A 21,829-nucleotide genomic window follows, 5' to 3' on the forward strand; every position below is an offset into this window, starting at 1 on the left:
GGAGAGTGGGTAGGCATGAGGCGTAAAAAATGGTACGGGGGAATTCTTACTGTTTTATTAATTTTTAGTGTAATTTTGGCAGGATGCTCTTCTTCAACTGGCGGAAACAGCGACTCAAAGGATGTCGTGACGCTCGATATATTTCAATTCAAGGTAGAATTCAAGTCGCAATTCGAGACATTGGCAAAACAATATGAAAAAGAAAATCCAAATGTGAAGATCAAGGTATCGACAGTCGGCGGCGGTAATGATTATAAATCTGCCATAACGGCAAAGTTCGCTTCAGGTGAGGAGCCAGCGGTTTTTAACATTGGCGGACCGGTAGATGTCGCACAATATAAGGATAGATTAACAGATTTAAAGGACACGAAAGCTGCTGCTGCAGCGCTTGACGGTACTTTGGATGGCGTGGAAGAGGACGGGCAAGTCCTTGGACTTCCATTTAACCAGGAAGGATACGGCTTGATCTATAACAAACGAATATTTAAAGAAGCTGGAATTAATCCTGATGAAATTACAAGTTATGAAGCCTTAGAGGCGGCAGTTAAGAAAATCGATTCACAAAAAGACAAATTGAAGCTCGAAGCAGTTTTCGCATATCCGGTAAAAGAGAAGTGGGTGACAGGAAACCATTTATCCAATGTATTCTTATCACCGGAGTTTGATGGAAATGTGTTAGAAGCAAGTAAAGCACCTACGGTTAAATTCACGGATGGTGACAAGTTTAAACAATTGGTCGATATCCAAAATGAGTATTCCGTCCAGCCGACAGCAAGTCTTGATTACTCCCAACAAGTGGAGGAGCTGTTCTCGCTTGAAAAGGTTGCGATCATTCAGCAAGGTAACTGGGTGTATAACACAGTCTATGATATGGACCCTGAGTTAGCTGAAAAGGGAATTGGCATCATCCCGATTCCAAATGGAGACAATGCAGGCATGCCGGTCGGCGTACCGAACTATTGGGCAGTGAACAAGAAATCGGATGAAAAGGTACAGGAAGCGGCGAAGAAGTTCCTCGACTGGATGTATACATCCGAAGCAGGGAAAAAAGCCGTTTTGGAAGATTTTAAATTCATTCCTGCTTATGAAGGATATGATGTAGAAAAAATTGCAGATCCAATTTCAAAAGAAATTTATAAATACTCTCAAGAAGGAAATACGATTGGTTGGGTGTTTAATGGATATCCGGTCGGTTGGAACGATGATCTTGGTGCAAGTGTCCAAAAATACGTAACTGGTAAATTGACTTGGGAGGAACTTGTCCAACAGAACATAGAAAATTGGGAGAAGATTCATAGCAAATAAGTGTTGGGAAATGCAAGTGACCAATCGGCATGAAAAACGTGTCGATTGGTTGTTCCTTATTATAGAAAAGCCGCTGAGGTAATTTGCCTCAACAAGGGATTCATCAAATAACACAGTATGATCTAAACCCATTAACTATTAAATCATTTCAAGGAGGTCGGTTTCGTTGAGAAATCGGGATGCCGCATATTGGCTGTTTTTGACACCTGTTCTTGCTGCACTCATTTTGGTTGTGATCGTGCCGCTCATATACGGATTTTATTATTCCTTTACGAACTGGAACGGTTTAGGGACTCCGGATTTCATTGGTCTTAAGAATTATATAGACTTGTTTACGGATAAAGGGTTCCTTGATACATTTTGGTTCACCATTAAATTTTCCGTAGCGGCAATTGTGGTAATCAATATCATCGGATTAAGTTTGGCCCTCATCGTGACTTCGAAAATTAAATCAAGCAACATATTGCGGACAGTTTTCTTTATGCCCAATTTAATTGGCGGCTTGATTCTCGGCTTTATTTGGCAGTTCATTTTTATTAAGGTCTTCGGTGCGATTGGTGATTTGACTGGGATCGAAGCATTTAATGGGTGGTTATCAACGACTGATACAGGTTTTTGGGGATTGATCATTTTAACGTCTTGGCAGATGGCCGGATATATCATGATCATTTATATTGCCTATCTGCAGGCTGTTCCTGAAGACTTGATAGAAGCGGCAAAAATTGACGGAGCGAACAGCTTCCAGCGTTTTCGCCATATAACTTTTCCACTAGTGGCACCTGCTTTTACCGTCAGTTTGTTTTTGACGCTTTCCCACTCGTTCAAGATCTATGATCAAAACCTTTCTTTGACGAATGGAGCTCCCTATAATTCAACTGAAATGGTTGCGATGAACATTGTAAAATCCGCCTTCACCGAAAACGATATGGCATATGCACAGGCAAAAGCCGTTATCTTTTTCGTAATCGTGGCGGTCGTTTCGCTGACACAAGTCTATTTCAATAAAAAACGGGAGGTTGAGCTGTAATGAGGGGAAAATGGAAATTGTGGCTGATTGGATTCATCGGATTCATTTTGGCCATATTATGGCTCACTCCGTTTTATTTAATGCTTGTCAATGCTTTTAAAATGAAACGGGATATATTTGCCGATACACTGGGACTGCCTGAAACCTGGACATTCGAAAACTTCACTCAAGCTTTCGAGCAATTGGATTTCCTCCGGACTTTATTCAATTCTTTATTGATATCGGGCGTAAGTGTAGTCATCATCATCATCTTTTCTGCGATGGCAGCATACGCTCTTTCCCGAAACAAAAGTAAAATAAGTTCCCTGCTTTTCTTTGTGTTTGTAGCAGCCATGCTGATCCCGTTTCAGTCTGTGATGATACCGCTCGTTGCCCAATTCGGACAGCTGGGGATGTTGAACAAGGCCGGACTGATTTTCATGTATTTAGGTTTTGGCTGCAGTCTTTCCATATTCCTGTATCATGGTACTTTAAAAGGGATTCCCCTCTCACTTGATGAGGCAGCAAAGATTGATGGTGCAAACCGCTTTCAAGTATTTTGGTATATCATATTTCCATTATTAAAACCGATGTCCATTACAGTTGGGATCTTAAATGTCATTTGGATATGGAACGACTATTTGCTGCCATCCCTTGTTATTGGCGGCGCAGGATCGGAGACCATCCCACTTAAATTATTCTTCTTTTTCGGTCAATATACGAAGCAATGGCATCTTGCCTTGGCTGGACTTACTTTATCCATCATTCCAGTCATCATTGCGTACTTTTTTGCTCAGAGGCAAATTATCAAAGGAATTGCAGATGGAGCAGTTAAATAACTATTTAAATATAGGGAATATTAAACCATGTGCGGTGAACGGGGAGTGTTGATGAATTTGTCTGTTACTATAAAAGACGTTGCCAAAAAAGCAAATGTCGCTCCATCAACGGTATCGCGTGTAATCCATAACAGCCCGACAATCAGTGAAAAGACAAAGCGTAAAGTACGCAAGGTATTAAAGGAAATGGGCTATCATATGAATGAAAATGCCCGGAACTTAGTCACGAAGTCAACTAAGGCCATTGGGATCGTCATGAAAAGTTCGGCAAGGGAATCACTTTATAATCCCTTTTTTCCAGAAGTGATCCGAGGCATCGGGGATTTCTGTAATAAAGAAGGGTACAGTCTTTCCCTGACAACCGGCGAGACGGAGGATGCCATCTTTGAGGATGTCGTGAAAATGGTTCAGGGCAGAAGAGTGGATGGCATGATTGTTTTGTACTCTAAAAAGGACGATAAAGTGGTGCCGTATTTATTAAAGCAGGGCTTCCCGTTCGTTTTGATCGGGAAGCCAAGTACGAACATGAGCGGAATCACGTTCATTGATAACGATAATGTTCAAGCGGCCAGGGAAGTATCGGAGTTTGTAATAAGTCTTGGACATGAGCGAATCGCCTTTTTAGGGGGCAGTCCCGAGTTTGAGGTGATCCAGGACCGCTTGACAGGTTTTCAACAAGCGATGGAACAGGCGGGGCTAGATGTGCGACAGGAATATATCAAATTGATTCCTTTAAATCGAACGGATGGAATAAAGGCCATTGACGAATTGCTGGAATTGAAAGAGGCACCAACCGCATTTTTGGTTATGGATCTTTTATTGGGTGTTCTCTTGCTTGGAGTGTTAGCTGAAAAGAACTTGAAAGTGCCGCAGCAAATAAGCGTCGTCTGTTTTAACCACTCAGAATTCATAGAATTTTTAAGTACGCCGCTGACAACGGTTGATATCCATACGTATCAGTTAGGGTATGAGGCGGCAAAATGCGTGTTCGATCTAATTGCAAATCCGGAAATGATGGAAAAGAGTATCAGTATTCCTACCAAAATCATAAAGCGGGAGTCGCATTTTGTTGCCGAAAAGGAAATTAAATGAAAAATGTAGAAATGTTTTACCAATTAAAGCTTGATTTTTGCTAACATAAATTTACAATATAGATTATCACTATTATTTTTGAAAATTCATACTTAGAAGTCAATAAGTATGTTCTTATATTTTGATCACACCTAACGCAAACGTTTGCGTTATGGATAAAGAGGTATAGTTAAACCATGCAAAGCAAGTTGCCGTGAAATGAATCTTGAATGGAGGAGGTTGTTCATGAGAGTCCTGGTATGGAATGAGTTTCGCCACGAGAGAACAAAGCCTGAAGTAGCCAAAGTATACCCAGATGGTATCCATGGTGCAATTGCCGGCTTTTTACAAAGTGAGCAGGTCGAGGTGAGGACCGCTACTCTCGATGAAGAAGAGCATGGATTAACGGAAGAAGCACTGGAACGAACCGATGTACTTCTTTGGTGGGGGCATGTTGCACATGATGAAGTTCAGGATGAAATCATTGCAAGGGTCCACAAGCGAGTACTCGAGGGCATGGGTCTCATCGTCCTCCATTCCGGTCATTTTTCAAAAATCTTCAAACGACTTATGGGCACGACTTGCGATTTGAAATGGCGGGTCGCGGATGAAAAGGAACGGCTTTGGGTTGTCGATCCCAGTCATCCTATCGTTGATGGAATCGGAGAATATATAGAGCTTGAGAAGGAAGAGATGTACGGGGAACATTTTGATATTCCTGCACCAGATCAATTAATATTCGTCAGTTGGTTTGAAGGCGGGGAGATATTCAGAAGCGGCTGCACGTATCAGCGGGGAAAAGGGAAGATTTTCTATTTTCGTCCAGGTCATGAAACATATCCTACTTTCCATAATCCGGAGATTCAACGAGTAATTAAGAATGCCGTTGATTGGGTCAAGCCGGAAACTGGAGTCGTAACGAACTATGGGAAAGCCGAACCGTTGGAATCCATCTCAGGCAAAGAGATGAAGTGAAGGAGAGAACAAAATGGGCAAAGTGAAGGTAGGAGTCATTGGATGCGGGAGTATCGCAAAAAACAGGCATTTTCCGGAGTATGATGCACATCAGGAAACGGAGATCATTGCCGTTTGTGATATTGTGCAGGACCGGGCGAATGCAGCAGCACAAAGGTATGGCGCCCAAGCATATACTGATTATATAGAACTTTTGAAGAATGAGGAGATTGAAGCGATCAGTGTATGTACACCGAATTACCTGCATGCACGCATCACGGTTGCGGCCCTGGAAGCTGGTAAGCATGTCCTTTGTGAGAAACCAATGGCTACTTCTTTGGTGGACGCTGAAAAAATGAATGCAGCAGCAGCGAAAAGCGGCAAAATACTAATGATTGGTCATAATCAGCGTTTTGTTCCTTCTCATCAAAAAGCGAAACAGCTTATTGAGAGCGGGGAGCTAGGGAAGGTCTATAGCTTCCGGACGGCTTTTGGACATTCAGGGCCTGAAACCTGGAGCGTGGACGGACTGGAAAGCTGGTTTTTTAAGAAGGATCAGGCAGTCATTGGTGCAATGGGAGATTTAGGCGTTCATAAAGCTGATTTATTACGGTATATCCTTGGAGAAGAATTTGTTGAAGTGGGAGCCTTTGTGGAAACGACTGCCAAGAAAAATACAGACGTTGATGACAGTGCGGCCTGTATCCTCCGGACGGAGAGCGGTATCATCGGAACTCTTACCGCCAGCTGGTCTTATGCAAAAGAAGACAATGCTACGGTCATTTATGCGGAAAAAGCGGTATTGCGCCTTGAAGACGATCCGAAATACTCACTTATCATCCATCATGATAATGGAAAGACAGAAACCATCCAATTAGGAAGCATCCAGACTAATGACTCAGAAGGACAGCATGATTCCGAAGTGATCAGCCACTTTGTAAAATGTGTGGTGGACAATGAGGAGCCTCTTGTCTCAGGAGTTGAAGGATTAAAATCATTAAAAGTCATTCTTGGCGCGATGGAATCAAATGCATCCCGAAAAATCATCCGCTTATAAAGGGGTTAAAAGTCATCATGTACAAATTAAAAATGGGTATTATCGGTGCTGGCGGAATTGCCCAAAAAAGGCATATCCCAGCTTTTCAAAAATTTCAAGATAAAGTGGTTTTATACGCCATTCAGGATATAGATGAAATGAAGGCGCGAGAAGTGGCGCGTGAATTTCATATCGAAAAGGTTTTCACCAATTATGAAGAAATGTTTGCTGAAGTGGATGCTGTTACTATTGCAACGCCAAACAAGTTCCATGCGGAGATTTCCATTGCTGCTCTGCAAGCGGGTGTTCATGTGTTATGTGAAAAGCCGATGGCCATTACAACTGAGGAATGTTTAGCAATAACCGAGGCTGCAAACATATCAGGTAAAGTGTTATCGACTGCTTATCATTACCGCTTCATGAAGGAAGCTCAGGCTGCCAAAAAAATGATTCAGGCCGGTGAGATCGGTGAACCGTATGTAGCGCGTGTACAGGCAATCAGACGACGCAAAGTCCCTGGATGGGGAGTTTTTACAAGCAAGGAATTGCAAGGCGGGGGAAGCGTGATCGATTACGGCTGCCATTTGCTTGATTTGGCATTATGGCTGATGGATGACCCAGAACCGATTGAAATCGTAGGTTCGACATATAATTATGTCAGTAAGGGTGTCGATCAGGTCAATTTATGGGGGAATTTCGATGCCTCGGTATTTGAAGTGGATGACCATGCCACGGCATATATCAAATTTGCCAACGGAGCATCTCTATTATTCGAAACATCCTGGGCCGCGAATATCCGTGAAGAAGCAACTGTTTTGAGTTTATCCGGAACGCAGGGCGGGCTTGATGTGTTCCCTTTAGTCTTGAATCAGGCTAAGCACGGCATGCTTTTAAATAGTGAAGCAGTATGGATGCCAGGGGAGGATACACCAGACCTGCAACAGGCAGAGAACTTTATTAATAGCTGCCTGGGGTTGGCAGAACCATTGGTAAAACCATCGGAAGCCATGAAAGTTTCAAAAATAATCGAAGCCATTTATCAAAGCTCGGCAAGTGGGAAGGTCATGAGTATAAATTAATGAAAAGGTGAGGTGGGGCATGTGAAATTAGGGATCTTTACAGTGCTATTTGCTCAAAAATCATTCGAGGATATGCTTGATTATGTCGCGGATTCCGGATTAAAAACAGTTGAAATCGGTACAGGCGGGTATCCAGGTAATATCCATTGTCCACTCGATGAACTGCTGGAAAGTGAAGAAAAGCGCCAAAAATACCTCGAATCCGTTCAAGCAAGAGGGTTAACGATCAGTGCATTCAGCTGCCACGGCAATCCAATCTCTCCAGATGAAGCATTCGCTAAAGAAAGTGATGAAACACTGATTAAAACAATCAAGCTTGCTTCCTTACTGAACGTCCCGGTCGTCAATACCTTTTCCGGTACAGCGGGTGATCACGAAGGAGCTAAATATCCAAACTGGCCCGTCGCCCCATGGCCGAATGAGTATACAGATGTGCTGAAATGGCAATGGGAAGAAAAATTGATCCCCTATTGGAAAAAGGCGGCCGCCATTGCCGATGAGCACAATATAAAAATCGGCCTTGAACTGCATGGGGGCTTTCTCGTGCACACTCCCTACACCTTGTTAAAACTGCGGGAAGCTACATCTGATGCAATAGGCGCCAACCTTGATCCAAGCCATCTTTGGTGGCAGGGCATCGAACCAGTCGGGGCCATCAAAATCCTCGGGAAAGCGGGAGCAATCTACCACTTCCACGCAAAAGACACATACTTGGATCAGGATAACATCAATATGTATGGGTTAACCGACATGCAGCCATATGGAAATATTCAGAGCCGTGCCTGGAACTTTCGCTCTGTAGGATGCGGCCACAGCCTGCAAGAGTGGTCCGACATCATGAGCGCCCTTCGCACATACGGTTACGATTACGTCGTCAGCATCGAACACGAAGATCCGCTAATGTCAGTTGAAGAAGGATTCCAACGGGCCGTAACCAATCTGAAAACTGTACTCATCAACGAAAGCCCAACTGATTTATGGTGGGTTTAATTTAGAGCCGATAACGAGCAGCCTAATGCAGGTTGCTTTTTATTTTTGGCCCTTACTCGTAGAAAAGAGGAATTCACGAGTAAAACAGTATAATTCACGAGTAAAAGTGCAAAACTCACGAGTAAAAGCGTGAAATTCACGAGTAAAAGTGCGAAACTCACGAGTAAAAGCGTGATATTCACGAGTAAAAGTGCGAAACTCACGAGTAACAGCATGAAATTCACGAATAAAAGAGGAATTCACGAGTAAAACAGTATAATTCACGAGTAAAGTGGAACTAATAATACGACAAAATTTCTTTTTCACTTCAATTGTGTTGAAGACAAACATATTATGACCTTTTCCGCCCTTACGTTTAAACGTGTTCTTCACTGTCAATATACAGAAATCTTTCGCCTTTCTTAACATACGTGTAGTCATTGTGAAAGAAGTATAGGAGGAATAAAAGCTCCATAAAAGAAATCAGCTGTATTCAATGCAGATAGCTGGTTTTTAAAAAAATTCAAGTTGACAGTCACCCTACTACGTGTTACATCATACCTTATAGTAAGTAACACTGGATACCAACATCACTGAATAGTGAAGTTGCAAAAATATTATTAAGAAAAGGAGTTGACACCTCTGCTACTCGGTGTTACAGTTTAGTTGTAATAAGTAATACTGAATAGCGTGGTTACCCAAAATCTATTCAATAAAAGTTCAGCAGTATCCAATGCAGATAGCTGGTTTTTAAAAAAATTCAAGTTGACAGTCACCCTACTACGTGTTACATCATACCTTATAGTAAGTATCACTGGATACCAACATCACTGAATAGTGAAGTTGCAAAAATATTATTAAGAAAAGGAGTTGACACCTCCGCTACTCGGTGTTACAGTTTAGTTGTAATAAGTAATACTAAATAGCGTGATTTTCCAAAAGCTATTCAGTAAAAATTCCCCTCGGAACTACGTTATAATATAAGTCACAAAATAGAGGAGGCTCTGAACATGGAAAATTTAACTGAAATGCTGAAGGGTTCGCTGGAAGGCTGCGTGCTGGAAATCATCAGCCGCCATGAAACCTATGGCTACGAGATTACCCGCCGCCTGAACGAGCTTGGGTTTACTGAAGTCGTGGAAGGGACGGTCTACACCATCCTCGTGCGATTAGAAAAGAAAAAACTGGTGAACATAGAGAAGAAACCGTCAGATATGGGGCCGCCCCGCAAGTTTTACTCACTTAATGAGGCTGGCCGCCAGGAACTTGAATTGTTTTGGGAAAAATGGGATTTTGTATCATCAAAAATCAATGTCTTAAAGTCAATCTAGCTTCATAAGATATTTCGTACGCTATTTTTGGAGTGTCTTGTTCAGCTTTATAAACAAGGAGGAAAAATAACATGATGGAATTGTTCAAAAAAATGATTGGTGATAAAAAAGAGTATAAAATGATGATGGCACGGGTTGAAGCCCTGCCAGAGGACTACCAGTTTGTATTTAAGAAAATTCAAAACTACATGTGGAATTTCTCAGCGGGCAACGGGATGGATATGCTGCACATGCAGTATGAATTAATCGAGTTGTTCGAAGCCGGTGCGGCGGAAGGCAGACAAGTGCTGGAAATCACTGGGGACGACGTGGCGTCCTTTGCCGACGAACTAGTGGCAAATGCTAAAACCTATTTCGCCAAGTATCGTGAAGATTTGAATGAAAGTATCATGAAGCGATTGGGAAAAAATAAATTCAATAAATAATTCCGACTGAATAGCTGGTTACAAATGTGAATTGCCACCTTCGCTATTCAGTATATTTTTAACTCGGTAATAAGTAATACAGAATATCAGTCAGACTAAATAGAGGAGAATAGGCAATCTAGTTCCGCTAGGCGCTCGACGGATATTTACGAAACTTACAAGCGGCCTTGCCGCGCTATTAAAAGGAGGAAAAAAAGTATGAGCAATGCAGCGATTTCTGTAAAAGGGTTAAAAAAATCCTTTAAAGACAATGAAGTCTTAAAGGGGGTGGATTTTGAGGTGCGGCGTGGCGAAATTTTCGCACTGCTGGGCTCAAATGGAGCGGGCAAGACGACGACGGTCAATATCCTCTCTACTCTGATGAAGGCCGATGGCGGCGAAGTAGGTATTTGCGGCTTTGACGTCCAGCGTCAACCGGATCATGTTCGCCAGAGCATCAGCCTGACAGGGCAGTTCGCAGCTTTAGACGGTATGCTCACCGGGCGGGAAAACCTGATGATGATCGCCAAGTTGCGGGGAGTTTCCAATCCCGCTCAAGTCGCTGACAATCTTCTTGCAAGATTCAGCCTGACCGATGCGGCCAACCGCCGGGCGGACAAATATTCCGGCGGGATGAAGCGCCGGCTTGACATCGCCATGAGCCTGATCGGGACGCCAGCAGTCATTTTTCTCGACGAACCGACGACAGGGCTTGACCCCGAAGCGCGGATTGAAGTCTGGGATACCGTCAAGGAGCTTGCCGGCGGCGGCACGACAATCTTGCTGACGACCCAGTACCTGGAGGAAGCCGAACAACTGGCGGACCGTATCGCCATCCTGCATGGCGGAAAAATCATCTCGACCGGGACGCTTATCGAACTCAAGGAGATGTTCCCGCCAGCGAAAGTGGAGTACATCGAGAAGCAGCCGACACTGGAGGAAATTTTCCTCGCAATCATTGGCAAAAAGGAGAAGATGTAAATGAAAAGTAAAACAGGGGTATTACTAGGACGTTTAATGCGCAACATCATGCGCAGCCCGGATACAATTATCACGGTGGCGATTACGCCGATTATGATGCTGCTGCTGTTTGTCTACGTATTTGGCGGCGCCATAGAGGCAGGCACGGACAATTACGTCAATTATTTATTGCCGGGAATCTTGCTGATGGCTATCGCATCCGGCGTCGCTTACACTTCCGTGCGGCTGTTTACGGATGTAAAGAGCGGACTGATGGCGCGTTTCATTACCATGCCCATCAAGCGCTCGTCGGTATTGTGGGCTCATGTGTTGACCTCGCTTGTTTCCAATGCGCTTACTATCGTGGTGGTTATCCTTGTCGCGCTCTTGATGGGCTTCCGTTCCAACGCTGATATCCTGGAATGGCTCGCGGTAGCTGGGATACTCGGGCTGTTTACGCTAGCGCTGACATGGCTGGCGGTCATTCCCGGATTGACAGCGGGGTCTATGGAAGGGGCGACAGCCTACTCGTACCCGCTGATTTTCCTGCCGTTTATCAGTTCGGCCTTTGTTCCCACCGAAACGATGCCTAAAATTGTCCGTGCGTTCGCTGAGAACCAGCCCGTGACTTCAATCGTGAATGCGATTCGTGCCCTCTTGTATGAAGGATCTGTTGGCAACGATATTTGGATCGCGCTTGCCTGGTGCGTCGGCATCATGGTCATCGCCTACTTCTTCGCCAGTAAAGCATTTAAACGCCAGTTAGGGTAAGTACACCATTATCGGATTAGCCATATCAATAGTCAGCCGCCGCGATGAATGCATGGAAGGCTGCTTAAATATTAGGGCAACCGTCCCATGGAATCCCTCAAAATTGTTATGATTGGTGGTGGCTCAATCACTTATCCCAACGCGAGGTTTGCCATGCATGCTCCGAGTAAAACAGCAAAACTCACGAGTAAAAGCATGAAATTCACGAGTAAAACAGCAAAACTCACGAGTAAAAGAGTGAAATTCACGAGTAAAACAGCAAAACTCACGAGTAAAAGAGTGAAATTCACGAGTAAAACAGCAAAACTCACGAGTAAAAGCGTGAAACTCACGAGTAAATCGGCAAAAACGTAAAACTAATAACAAATGATTGCTGAAAATTCTTCTGAAATTAAAAAAACGATGCCCCCGGAATTCCGGGGGCATCTTCATTATCATCTTTGCCTTGGGGTGTAATCCAATTCCTTAAATAGTTCCGTCAATTCATCCTCGGTCAGGTCGCGCCATTGGCCGTTCGCCAGTCCGTCCAGATGGATGTTCATGATCCGGATTCGATGTAAATCACGGACTTCATAACCCAGTGCGGAGCACATACGGCGGATTTGTCTGTTCAGTCCTTGCATCAAAGTGATGTTAAATGTATATTTGGTCAACTGCTCAACTTTGCAAGGAAGTGTTTTCGTATCCAAAATCTCCACTCCGGAGGACATATCTTTAATGAAGGACGCGGTAATTGGCTTATCCACGGTTACGATGTATTCTTTTTCATGCTTGTTTTCTGCACGAAGGATTTCATTTACGATGTCTCCGTCATTTGTAAGAAGGATCAGACCGCTTGAGTCTTTATCAAGCCGTCCGATATGAAAAATGCGAAGCGGATGATTTACAAAATCAACGATATTCCCTTTTATGTGTTTTTCGGTCGTACTTGTAATCCCTATCGGTTTATTCAGTGCAATATAGACATTTTGCTGTTCGACTTTTATCGGCTTGCCGTCTACACGGACATCATCGCCGGGTTCAGCTTGACTGCCGAGCTCAGCTACCGTGCCATTAATCGTCACACGGCCCTCGGCTATCCATTTGTCTGCGCCTCGTCGCGAGGTAATTCCGGATTCACTGATAAATTTATTGATCCTCAACTAAAGCACACCTTTACATTCAGATTTTCTTCTTTAAAGGATAACGTAAATCATGGTGCATAGACAAGGGGAAAAGACAAGAAAGCGTTCGTTGGTGAGAATTACTGGAGGTTCTTTACATGTTCTTCGTGACAGCTGCCGGATATGCCTTTTTCTTTTTGCTTGTCAGGTAAACGCCAATAAAGACAAGGATGCCACCGAGGATTTGGATGAACGTAATCGCATGACCTAAAACTAGGCTAAGGATGGCGGTAAATACAGCAATCAGATTCAGGTAAATTCCAGCCTGGCCGGCATTGATATGACGAAGGGAAATATTCCAGAAAATAAATGAGCCGACAGACGGGAAGATTCCAATATATAAGAGACCTGTGATTGCTTTGCTGCTTAAATCAAGGTTCATTCCAGAGCCAATGGCGAATGGAGCGACGAGAATCAATCCGAGAAATACGGAAACGGCAGTAGCAGAGATGATCGGAATGTTTTTCAGTTTTTTACCGATTATTGAATAGAAGGTCCAAACGAGAATCGCCAGGATCATCAATAGGTCGCCTTTATTATAGGTGAGCTGGAAAATATCCAGAAGGTGTCCTTTTGTCAAGACCAATAAAACGCCGAATAAAGATATGATAAGTCCGAGAGCATGGAGGGATGAAATTTTCTCCTTTAACAGCAAAGCGGAAAAAAGAACAATTAAGGCAGGGTTCATGGAATTGACAAGAGCGGCATTCATGGAAGTTGTATAGGTCAAAGCCCAATAAAGGAAAAAATTATAACTGATGATTCCGAGCACACCCAAGACTAATAGTAATTTCCAGGCTTTCCATATAATCCTCCAGTGTGGCTTTTCAATCCATTGCGCTAAAGGAAACAATAAGAAAACGGCAATTAGCCATCGCGTAAATGTTAGCTGGATTGGGGAAAGTTCTGTCACAACGTATTTTCCGAAAATGTAATTACCGGCCCAGAACAAATTTGCCAATATAAGAAATAAAATAACAATAGATTTTTTCATCAGACTGCCTCTTCCTTAATTTATGGAATATTCACTAAATATAACAAAGTAGAGGTACCTAAGCAATATAGAGACCCTACAGTCAATTTAAGTACAAGGATGAACCGCAGAGCAGGATAAAAAGGCCGTTCAGCTTAAACTGAACGGCCTTTTCACATCTATAATTAAGCGAAAATGGCACTGATTTCGGCGATTTCATCCATGGTTAGATCGACGTCCAATGCTTGTAGGTTGCGGGTGACCTGTTCTGGCTTTTTCGCTCCGGGAATCAATACATCGATCGAGTGCCGAGTTAAATACCAAGCTAGTACGACATCGGCGACTTCGGTATGCTTCCTGTTGGCTATCGCCCGTACTTCTTCCACTTTTTGCAGGTTGCTTACAAAGGCTTGTCCTTGGAAAAGCGGACTTTTTGCCCGGCCGTCATCGAATGTTGATTCCTGATTATATTTGCCGCCGAGCAGACCGGACGCAAGCGGGAAATAAGGAATGAAGGAAATATCATTCTCGGCTGTATATGGCAGCAGGTCTTGTTCTGCCTCACGTTTGAATAGATTGTACTCGGATTGCAGGACATCGACATAACCGTCTTTATTCGCTTCCTTCAATTGTTCGAACGAAAAGTTCGAGACGCCGATTGACTTGATTTTGCCTGCATCCTTCAATTCCTTTAAGGCACCTACTGCTTCATCTTTAGGGGTATCACTATCAGGGAAATGGATATAAAATAAGTCGATGTAGTCTGTTTGGAGCCTTTTTAGACTCGAGTCCACGGCATCTTTCAGAAAAGCAGGAGAGTTATCAAAGACGATGTTGCCATCGACAAATTTATGTGCCCCTTTAGTGGCAAGGACTATGTCATCGCGTCTGCGGCTATCTTTAAGGATTTCACCGATAATTTCTTCTGAACGCTCAGGACCGTAAATGTAAGCCGTATCCCAAAAGTTGATTCCCTCTTCCAATGCCGTTCTCAAAACATCCCTTCCTGTATCCTCACTTAGATTAGGGAAAAGGTTATGTCCGCCAATTGCATTCGTGCCAAGGCCAATCGGATTTACATACAGATCTGTTTTACCAATACGGGTTTGCTTAGACATATTACTTATCATCTCCTTTGACCCCATCATAACAAAAAGTGGATGTCGATTTCCAAAATAAAGCAATGCAGGCGTGCACAAAATAAGCAGATGATCTGTAAAATCACCTGCTTACTTCATTATTATAGTGTTTCGATTTCCAACTCCTCAGCTGGAGCTGTTTGTCCGATTTGACTGAGCAGAACGCCAAGGGCTGTACCGACGAGAGCAGGGATGATCCACTCCATGCCGAAGGCGGAAAGGGGAAGGACATCACTCAAGGTTTGCACGGGTCCTAATTGTAAGCCGAAAGCATTCAGTCCATCCATCAAGGCGAAAACCCCTGTGAAAGTCATTGCACTGCGATAAACCTTCTTCGGGTTTTTGAAATGACGGCTGAAGAATGTCAGGACAATCAGGACGATCGTTAACGGATAAGCCATCACAAGGAATGGCACCGATACTTTCAGAATTTGATTCAGACCCATATTTGAAAGGATGAAACCGACGATTGTTACGATCAGAATGACGGTTTTATAGTTCAGCTTGGGGAAAAGTTTCGAGAAATATTGTCCGCAAGCAGTCGTCAATCCGACAACGGTGGTGAAGCATGCTAAAGTGAAAATGATGCCGAGAAGGACCTTACCGCCAGTACCAAGTAAAAGGGTCGATGCGACAGTGAGGATATCCGTTCCGTTTTCGAATGAACCATCGGCTGCCATGCGTGCCCCGATTACTCCTAAGGAGATATAAACTACAGAAAGCAAAACACCAGCGATGAGACCCGCTTTTACTGTATATCTCGTCAATTGCTTTCGTTCGGAAATCCCCCTTTGCTGGATTGAAGTAAGGATGACGATCCCAAAAGCCAGGGAAGCTAGAGCATCCATCGTGTTGTAGCCTTCAATGAACCCTTTCGAAAATGCTCCTGCAGCATATGCTTCGGTTGGAGCTTGGAATGGAGCATCAAGCTTTACGAACCCAACGACGCAGAGAATGACCATGGACAATAGTAGAACGGGTGTAATCCAGCGTCCCATGAAGGTTTCCATTTTTTCTGGATTCAATGAAATGGCATAAACGATGATGAAAAATACGGTTGTGAACATGAATAGAAATAGTGATTGATTCATTGAGTCGCCAAGATACGGCTTGAAGCCCATTTCATAGGCAACATTCGCATTCCGCGGAATGGCCAGAAACGGCCCGATGCTTAAATAGATGACAACCATGAACAACGTACTGAATAGTGGATGTACACGGGCACCGATGGTTTGTGCCCCGCCTTTAACAAGTGAGACTGCAAGAAGCACCAAAATTGGCAGGCCGACTCCGGTGGCGACAAAACCGGCAATGGCCGGCCAGAAAGAAGTTCCTGAAGATGCTCCTAAAAATGGAGGGAATATAAGATTCCCTGCTCCGAAGAACATTGAGAAAAGCATAAGGCCGATAAATAATGTGTCTGTTTTTTTCATGGTGATTTCTCCTTTTTTTTAAAAATGATAAATCTCGCCGACTGGCCTGAAAAAGGCTAATTAAAGTGTTTTGTGCAAATAAAAAACTCGCCCCTGAAAATCAGGGACGAGTTTGTGCTCGCGATACCACCCATATTCCGCACTTCAAAGAAGCTGCGGCACTCAGTCAACGTACGAATTCATACGTGATCCGTTGTAACGGCGGAAACCCGTCAAAGCCTACTGCATTTTCAGCTTTGCATCTCAGAGATGATTTTCGGATAGGCCTTGGACATCGACTTCCACCACATGTCGACTCTCTGTGGAACAGGGTTCTCATCTTACTCTTTCTCTTCATAGATTTTATAATATAAAGACAATTTAGCAAATTCTGATTATGAAGTCAACATAATTTATCATTAATCCTTTAAAAGGAGCAGGAAATTAGTCCCTCATTGGCGAAACTTCCTTTATCCAGAGGATTTTTTGAGCAAGAATAGGCTATAACTCCCTATTATCTTTCTAATCGCAACTATATTATAATAGAAGGCAGAACACTAAAGGAGACAACAGTATGTCTGAAAATAAAAAATTAAGCCTGGCGGATGCAGTCAAACAAAAACTGGCTCAAAAGCAAGCAGGATCAAGTAAAGATAAACTGGAAACAGGCGTTGTAAAGAAAACGAAACAGCTTAAAAGCCAGTTGACCAAAAAGCCGAATAACCAACGTAAGCGTACAGGGGTATAATCCTAATTTGTCAAAGGACAAGTACTGTTCGGAGCTTATCAGAGAGCAGTTACCTTTTATGAATGAGGTACTGCTTTTTTATATGGATGAGGCAGGGTGATTTTGCTTTTTACCGTTTATAGGTAAGTTGAAGGGGTGGGCTTCTGGTAATTTAGAGGGAGAAGAATGGTTCGCTCACCTCTAGAAAAAACATATTTTCTCGAATATGGAAATGACATCTCTGTATCGGTTTATTAAAAACATTACAGTTCCAATTGTTTCTGTTTTAAAATTGTAAGAGTGGTGACATGTTGTTACCATATTGTTTTGCTAAAATAACATTTTAAGGTTTTGTAAATGATTTTTTAACTAAAGGAACCTATAGATTGAATGTTAGGTCTACTAGAAGGCTTATAGAATCAGTGATTATCCTTTAATTGAAAATATGAAATATATCGGGGGAATAAAGATGGACGAACGTCTGATCGGGAAAAAATATTATGAAACGATGATTGAGGATACAAGGAAGCACCCCATTCAAGCTTTGGGTGAAATGTTTCTCGTGGAACAAAAAAAGGAAATAGCGGATTTAACCGCAATTCGATTTGCTCAAGGAGAAATATATTTTCAGCATCATGACTATGAGGCAGCCATTTTTAAATGGGAAAACATAGAAGGGGAACTTGGTTCATGGGCGAAGAAAAACATCGCTGATGCTTATTTTGAACTGGAAATGTATTCAACCGCAGAGGATATCTATAAATCCGTCGATACGGATGAAGCGGTCTTGAAAACAGAGGTTCTTTTGCAACTGTTTTCCCTGTACATAGTGGAATCGAGAAATGACCTGGCTTCCAATGTCGTGAAAGAAGCGGTCGAGTTCCAACCGGACTACCCGAATGTCACGGAAATTGCACGCGCCTTTTTTGAAGAACAAAAGGATTGGAACAGTGCGGTTGTATTAGCGGCGAATGAAAGTATCCGTACAGAATCAATGGGCTGGTTCGATGTACTGAAAACGTATATCCAGCAAGGTGTTGCCCAATCGATGGATCCGGATTATTTTTCAACTGTCCTTGGTTCGCTTTACACACTCGACCAGGAACGTTTCGAAAAGGTGACGGTTGCCCTGTGGAAAAACTATAAATATACGGACTCTTATTTCGAATGGCTAAGAGTGATTAATAACTTGATAGATACCATCGAATTGAACCATGCGGATGTATGGGATGAGCTTTCCGTCTATTACAGGGATGCATATGCAGGTCTGTTAGAAGGAACGCATCTAATCAAGGAATTAAGTCCTGTCGTGCCAAGGTTGCTGGAAAACTGGCTCAAAATCGCAGACGGGGAGCTCTCGCTGTTTGCGGCGGCATCCGCGTTGTCCTGGAATGAAATCTTCCCGGATACGATCAATGCGTTGGTCATTCAGGACGCAGAGAGCCTGCTTTCGAAATCGCCTAAATTGGGTGGCGGACTGGAAGCGGGAGAGAAACTGTTCAATTCCATTATCCAGTGGGCTGAAGATAATGATTTAAAGGTTGGCAATAAGCTTAAATGGATGGTAGACGGGCTTAAGGATACCCGGAATTTCAATCTCCTTCTTGCAGGAAGTACAGGAAATGGCAAGACATCCTTTATTCAGTCAATCGTTGGCGAGAGCATTGCCGCTGAAGATCATTCTTCCCTAGTCAGTGTCAAAGACGGGGATGATTTGGAAATCCTTGAAATTACCGATACAGATAGCAAGGTTGTCGAGGAGCTAACTGATTTGGATGAAACACGCCGTCAGCGCGGGACTATTGTCGATGTGACGATCATCAGTGACTACCTAAGAAATAATCATCTGCGATTATTGGATACACCGGGGTTCAATGGGGAAAAAAGCGTGGAATCCGATTTCCAAGGCTATTTACATGGCAGTGATGGCCTGATGTTCGTTCTTGACGCCCGGGCGCCATTCACCGGCAGCGAACGGGATCTGTTATTGGAAATTCAAATGATGGCTCCGAAACTGCCGATTCATTTCTTATTAAATAAAATGGATACGATATACAGTGATCAGGTCGCAGTCCGGATGGAAGACGAAACATGGGATAAAGTGAATGCATATTTCCCGAATGCGAAAGTATTCGCTTTCTCCAAACATTATGACAGCAGGCAGCAATTGAAGGACCTTTCAGCCTTCCTTCAATCGAATTATCAAGATGATAATTGGAAGGAAAGAAGATCTGAAAAAATTCTGGCATTCATTCGTAAAACTTTATCTTATCTGTTAGAAAAACGGGCAGCCAATGAGCGGAAATGCGAGCATTCCATCTCTTGGAATGAACAGATGGAAGTCAAGCTGAATGGGGCGGTCAATCAACTGGCTGATTTGGAAAAAGAAAAAAGTGAAAATATCATAAGGTCGTATCGTCTGCTTAAGGACGAAGTGAAAAATCAGCTTTATTCAAAAATTCCTGAGTTACTGAGGGATTGTTCTAAATCGTTAACGGAAAGCAGTGATTTCAGTCAGGTCCATGTACAGTTAAACCAGGAAATGAATGAGCGGATTCAAAACTTCATTTCTGACAAGATCATGCCTCAATATTACCGTTCTCTTCAAGACTGGATTGCCAGTTCCCAAATGGAGTTCACACAAAGCCAGCAGTTTATGGATGAGATGAGTGCCGGATTCAATGAATTATACAAAGAAGAACGGATTACGCTGGCAGGCGACTTCAGGGTATTGGATGACTGGCGCCGTGATGCCGACCGGATGACAAGCAGTATCCGCATCGAAAACGTCAATATCCTTTTGCGCAGGACTCCATCTCAATTACTGCTTAAAGGGGCAGGGAAGCTGTTTGGGGCGATACCGCAAAATAAAGCCAATATGTACAATCGTTATAAGAAATACCTGGAAAGTGAAGATTACCTGGATGTTGCGGAAATGATCACGGAACGTTTCCTTACCCAATTTGGATTGTTTGAAAAATCTTTGGATCGTGACATCTCCCTTTTCTATCGCGGTTCATTTGCCTTACTTCAAAAAACGATTGAGCAAACGCAGACTGAAATAAAAGACTACCAGGCTGCATTGGAGCATATGAAAGAAAATCCGGAAGTTTACCGTGACCCTATCACTTTATTCGAAGTGAAATTAAGGCAGTTGGAGAGGCTTGAAAAGATTGAGAAAAAGCGTCTAGCCCAACTACAAAGAAAATAAAAAATAACGGGGAACATTTCAAATATTCAAAAATCTATTGACTTTACGACTATATCCCTATAAAGTGATAATTACGAAAACGCAACACATATATCTCTTATCAAGAGTGGCGGAGGGACTGGCCCTAAGATGCCCAGCAACCGTTCCATTAGGAATTGGTGCTAAATCCTGCAAAACAGAAATGTTTTGACAGATAAGAGAGGGACAAGTCTGCAAAACAGCCGATTAAACCTCTCTATATTAGAGAGGTTTTTATTTTGGGATTTACACCAACTTAACTGATAAGACTAATAAGAAAAAATGGAGGGAAACAAGATGAGAAGGTCTATTAAAGGGATATTCATTTCAGCCATCGCTTCGGCTTTGCTTTTAACGGGTTGCTCTACAGGGCAGAGTTCCACAGAATCGAAGAAAGAAGAAAAAGTATCATTTGAAAATGTTCCGGAAAGATTTGCTGATGGAGATGGAGCCAGAATCAAAGTGATTCGTAAAATTGGCGGTGATGATCATACGGCCCAATACCTGGCGGGGGCGAAGGAAGAAGGAGAAGCACTGGGGTTTCAAGTGGATACGTACACAGCCAATGGTGATACGGCTAAATTCCATGATGCGATAGCGCAGGCTTTGGAGGAAGATTATGACGGCTATATCATTTCACATGGAGATGATGCAGCAACTGTAAATGACGTTCAAAAGTTGGTTGATGCAGGTAAAAGCGTTGTCACATTCGATTCAATAAGCGATCTATCTAAAATAGAAGGCGTGACATTAACTTCACAAGATGATGAAGCTTTGGCAACACTGGCATTTGATAAACTGATAAAAGAACAGAAAGGTGAAGCGGCAATTGCATATCTTTGGGTGGACGGTTTTCCTCCAATGGTACGAAGAAATGCAGTCTATCAGGAAAAATTAAAAGAAAATCCTGGAATTAAAGAAGTCGAAAGATTCGGAGTGGCATCTGCTGATACTTCAGTTCAGACACAAAATGCTGTAGCCGCAATGCTGAATAAATACCCTAAAGGTAAATTGGATGCCATTTTCGCAACATGGGATGCCTTTGCTATCGGTGCAGCCCGGGCGATTAAAGAGGCAGGCCGTGATGAAGTGAAGATATATGGAATAGATGTTTCGAATGCAGATCTCCAGGAAATCCAATCGGCTGATAGCTCATGGTCCTACACGGCAGCAGTGGATCCCAAGTTGATCGGTGCAGTGAATATGAGGATATTGGCTAAAAAATTAGCGGGCGAAGAAACGCCGCAAACCTATGACTTGGAGGCTTCACTTATTTCACAAAAGCAAATCCAAGCGTCAAAAGAAGCGGTGAACATGGCAAATCTGTCTGGTATTGTCGATGGCTGGGGTGTATCGACGGAATTTGAAGAAGATTGGATGAAAGTTTTGAAAGATCATTATAAAAAGTAAAAAGAGACACTCTCTTTAAGTAGAAGGGAGTGTCTGTTCAATAAGGGGGAA

The 21,829-nt window shown here is 43.0% G+C and carries 19 protein-coding genes, 1 riboswitch and 1 other annotated feature; of the genes, 15 read left to right on the plus strand and 4 right to left on the minus strand.

Annotation, left to right across the window (positions count from 1 at the left end; all coding sequences use genetic code 11):
• Positions 1–15: 15 nt before the first annotated feature.
• The 12 genes from OSJ91_RS02530 to OSJ91_RS02585 all read left to right on the plus strand — a co-directional run bounded on the left by OSJ91_RS02530 (position 16) and on the right by OSJ91_RS02585 (position 11,725).
• Positions 16–1,305, plus strand: a complete 1,290-nt coding sequence (locus OSJ91_RS02530; protein ID WP_101224963.1) for an ABC transporter substrate-binding protein — start codon at positions 16–18, stop codon at positions 1,303–1,305.
• Positions 1,306–1,471: 166 nt separating this feature from the next.
• Entirely contained in the window at positions 1,472–2,332 is an 861-nt protein-coding gene (locus tag OSJ91_RS02535; RefSeq protein WP_098370419.1) for a carbohydrate ABC transporter permease, read from the plus strand.
• Complete coding sequence (locus OSJ91_RS02540; RefSeq protein WP_101224962.1) at positions 2,332–3,150, plus strand: carbohydrate ABC transporter permease; 819 nt, start codon at positions 2,332–2,334, stop codon at positions 3,148–3,150. The genes OSJ91_RS02535 and OSJ91_RS02540 overlap by 1 nt, the downstream gene beginning before the upstream one ends.
• A gap of 57 nt (positions 3,151–3,207) precedes the next feature.
• Entirely contained in the window at positions 3,208–4,242 is a 1,035-nt protein-coding gene (locus OSJ91_RS02545) for a LacI family DNA-binding transcriptional regulator (protein ID WP_413020213.1), read from the plus strand.
• A gap of 225 nt (positions 4,243–4,467) precedes the next feature.
• Positions 4,468–5,196: a ThuA domain-containing protein gene (locus OSJ91_RS02550; protein WP_413015202.1), complete on the plus strand. Its 729-nt coding sequence runs from the start codon at positions 4,468–4,470 to the stop codon at positions 5,194–5,196.
• A 13-nt stretch (positions 5,197–5,209) separates the two neighbouring features.
• On the plus strand, positions 5,210–6,232 hold the full coding sequence (locus OSJ91_RS02555; protein ID WP_413243396.1) for a Gfo/Idh/MocA family protein: 1,023 nt from the start codon (positions 5,210–5,212) through the stop codon (positions 6,230–6,232).
• A gap of 17 nt (positions 6,233–6,249) precedes the next feature.
• The gene (locus tag OSJ91_RS02560; protein WP_034305944.1) at positions 6,250–7,290 is read left to right on the plus strand and encodes a Gfo/Idh/MocA family protein; all 1,041 of its coding nucleotides are present in this window, start codon (positions 6,250–6,252) and stop codon (positions 7,288–7,290) included.
• Between the two features lie 21 nt (positions 7,291–7,311).
• On the plus strand, positions 7,312–8,280 hold the full coding sequence (locus OSJ91_RS02565) for a sugar phosphate isomerase/epimerase family protein (RefSeq protein WP_137018590.1): 969 nt from the start codon (positions 7,312–7,314) through the stop codon (positions 8,278–8,280).
• Positions 8,281–9,269: 989 nt separating this feature from the next.
• Positions 9,270–9,590, plus strand: coding sequence for a PadR family transcriptional regulator (locus OSJ91_RS02570; RefSeq protein ID WP_033796096.1), 321 nt, complete (start codon positions 9,270–9,272; stop codon positions 9,588–9,590).
• Positions 9,591–9,661: 71 nt separating this feature from the next.
• Positions 9,662–10,015 (plus strand): DUF1048 domain-containing protein, encoded by a 354-nt coding sequence (locus OSJ91_RS02575; protein ID WP_350301085.1) that lies wholly within the window; start codon positions 9,662–9,664, stop codon positions 10,013–10,015.
• A 198-nt stretch (positions 10,016–10,213) separates the two neighbouring features.
• On the plus strand, positions 10,214–10,975 hold the full coding sequence (locus tag OSJ91_RS02580; RefSeq protein WP_350301086.1) for an ABC transporter ATP-binding protein: 762 nt from the start codon (positions 10,214–10,216) through the stop codon (positions 10,973–10,975).
• Positions 10,976–11,725, plus strand: coding sequence for an ABC transporter permease (locus OSJ91_RS02585; RefSeq protein ID WP_485890936.1), 750 nt, complete (start codon positions 10,976–10,978; stop codon positions 11,723–11,725).
• Between the two features lie 434 nt (positions 11,726–12,159).
• Here OSJ91_RS02585 and rluF read toward each other — a convergent pair whose 3' ends face one another.
• The 4 genes from rluF to brnQ all read right to left on the minus strand — a co-directional run bounded on the left by rluF (position 12,160) and on the right by brnQ (position 16,433).
• Entirely contained in the window at positions 12,160–12,867 is a 708-nt protein-coding gene (gene rluF, locus OSJ91_RS02590; RefSeq protein WP_350301088.1) for a 23S rRNA pseudouridine(2604) synthase RluF, read from the minus strand.
• Positions 12,868–12,982: 115 nt separating this feature from the next.
• On the minus strand, positions 12,983–13,882 hold the full coding sequence (locus tag OSJ91_RS02595; protein WP_350301089.1) for a DMT family transporter: 900 nt from the start codon (positions 13,880–13,882) through the stop codon (positions 12,983–12,985).
• Between the two features lie 164 nt (positions 13,883–14,046).
• On the minus strand, positions 14,047–14,979 hold the full coding sequence (locus OSJ91_RS02600; protein WP_350301090.1) for an aldo/keto reductase: 933 nt from the start codon (positions 14,977–14,979) through the stop codon (positions 14,047–14,049).
• A 122-nt stretch (positions 14,980–15,101) separates the two neighbouring features.
• Complete coding sequence (gene brnQ, locus OSJ91_RS02605) at positions 15,102–16,433, minus strand: branched-chain amino acid transport system II carrier protein (protein ID WP_350301091.1); 1,332 nt, start codon at positions 16,431–16,433, stop codon at positions 15,102–15,104.
• A gap of 99 nt (positions 16,434–16,532) precedes the next feature.
• Positions 16,533–16,779, minus strand: a binding site (T-box leader).
• 207 nt (positions 16,780–16,986) lie between these two features.
• On the opposite strand from brnQ, the gene OSJ91_RS02610 reads away from it, so the two are divergent.
• The 3 genes from OSJ91_RS02610 to OSJ91_RS02620 all read left to right on the plus strand — a co-directional run bounded on the left by OSJ91_RS02610 (position 16,987) and on the right by OSJ91_RS02620 (position 21,778).
• A complete protein-coding gene (locus tag OSJ91_RS02610) occupies positions 16,987–17,160 on the plus strand; it encodes a hypothetical protein (RefSeq protein ID WP_164468807.1) in 174 nt (57 codons plus the stop codon).
• A 448-nt stretch (positions 17,161–17,608) separates the two neighbouring features.
• The gene (locus OSJ91_RS02615; RefSeq protein WP_485890937.1) at positions 17,609–20,350 is read left to right on the plus strand and encodes a GTP-binding protein; all 2,742 of its coding nucleotides are present in this window, start codon (positions 17,609–17,611) and stop codon (positions 20,348–20,350) included.
• Positions 20,351–20,444: 94 nt separating this feature from the next.
• A riboswitch (SAM riboswitch) is annotated at positions 20,445–20,550 on the plus strand.
• Between the two features lie 115 nt (positions 20,551–20,665).
• The gene (locus OSJ91_RS02620; RefSeq protein WP_350301093.1) at positions 20,666–21,778 is read left to right on the plus strand and encodes a sugar ABC transporter substrate-binding protein; all 1,113 of its coding nucleotides are present in this window, start codon (positions 20,666–20,668) and stop codon (positions 21,776–21,778) included.
• The last annotated feature ends 51 nt before the right edge of the window (positions 21,779–21,829 follow it).

It is taken from the genome of Bacillus sp. T-10(2022) (assembly GCF_056502895.1).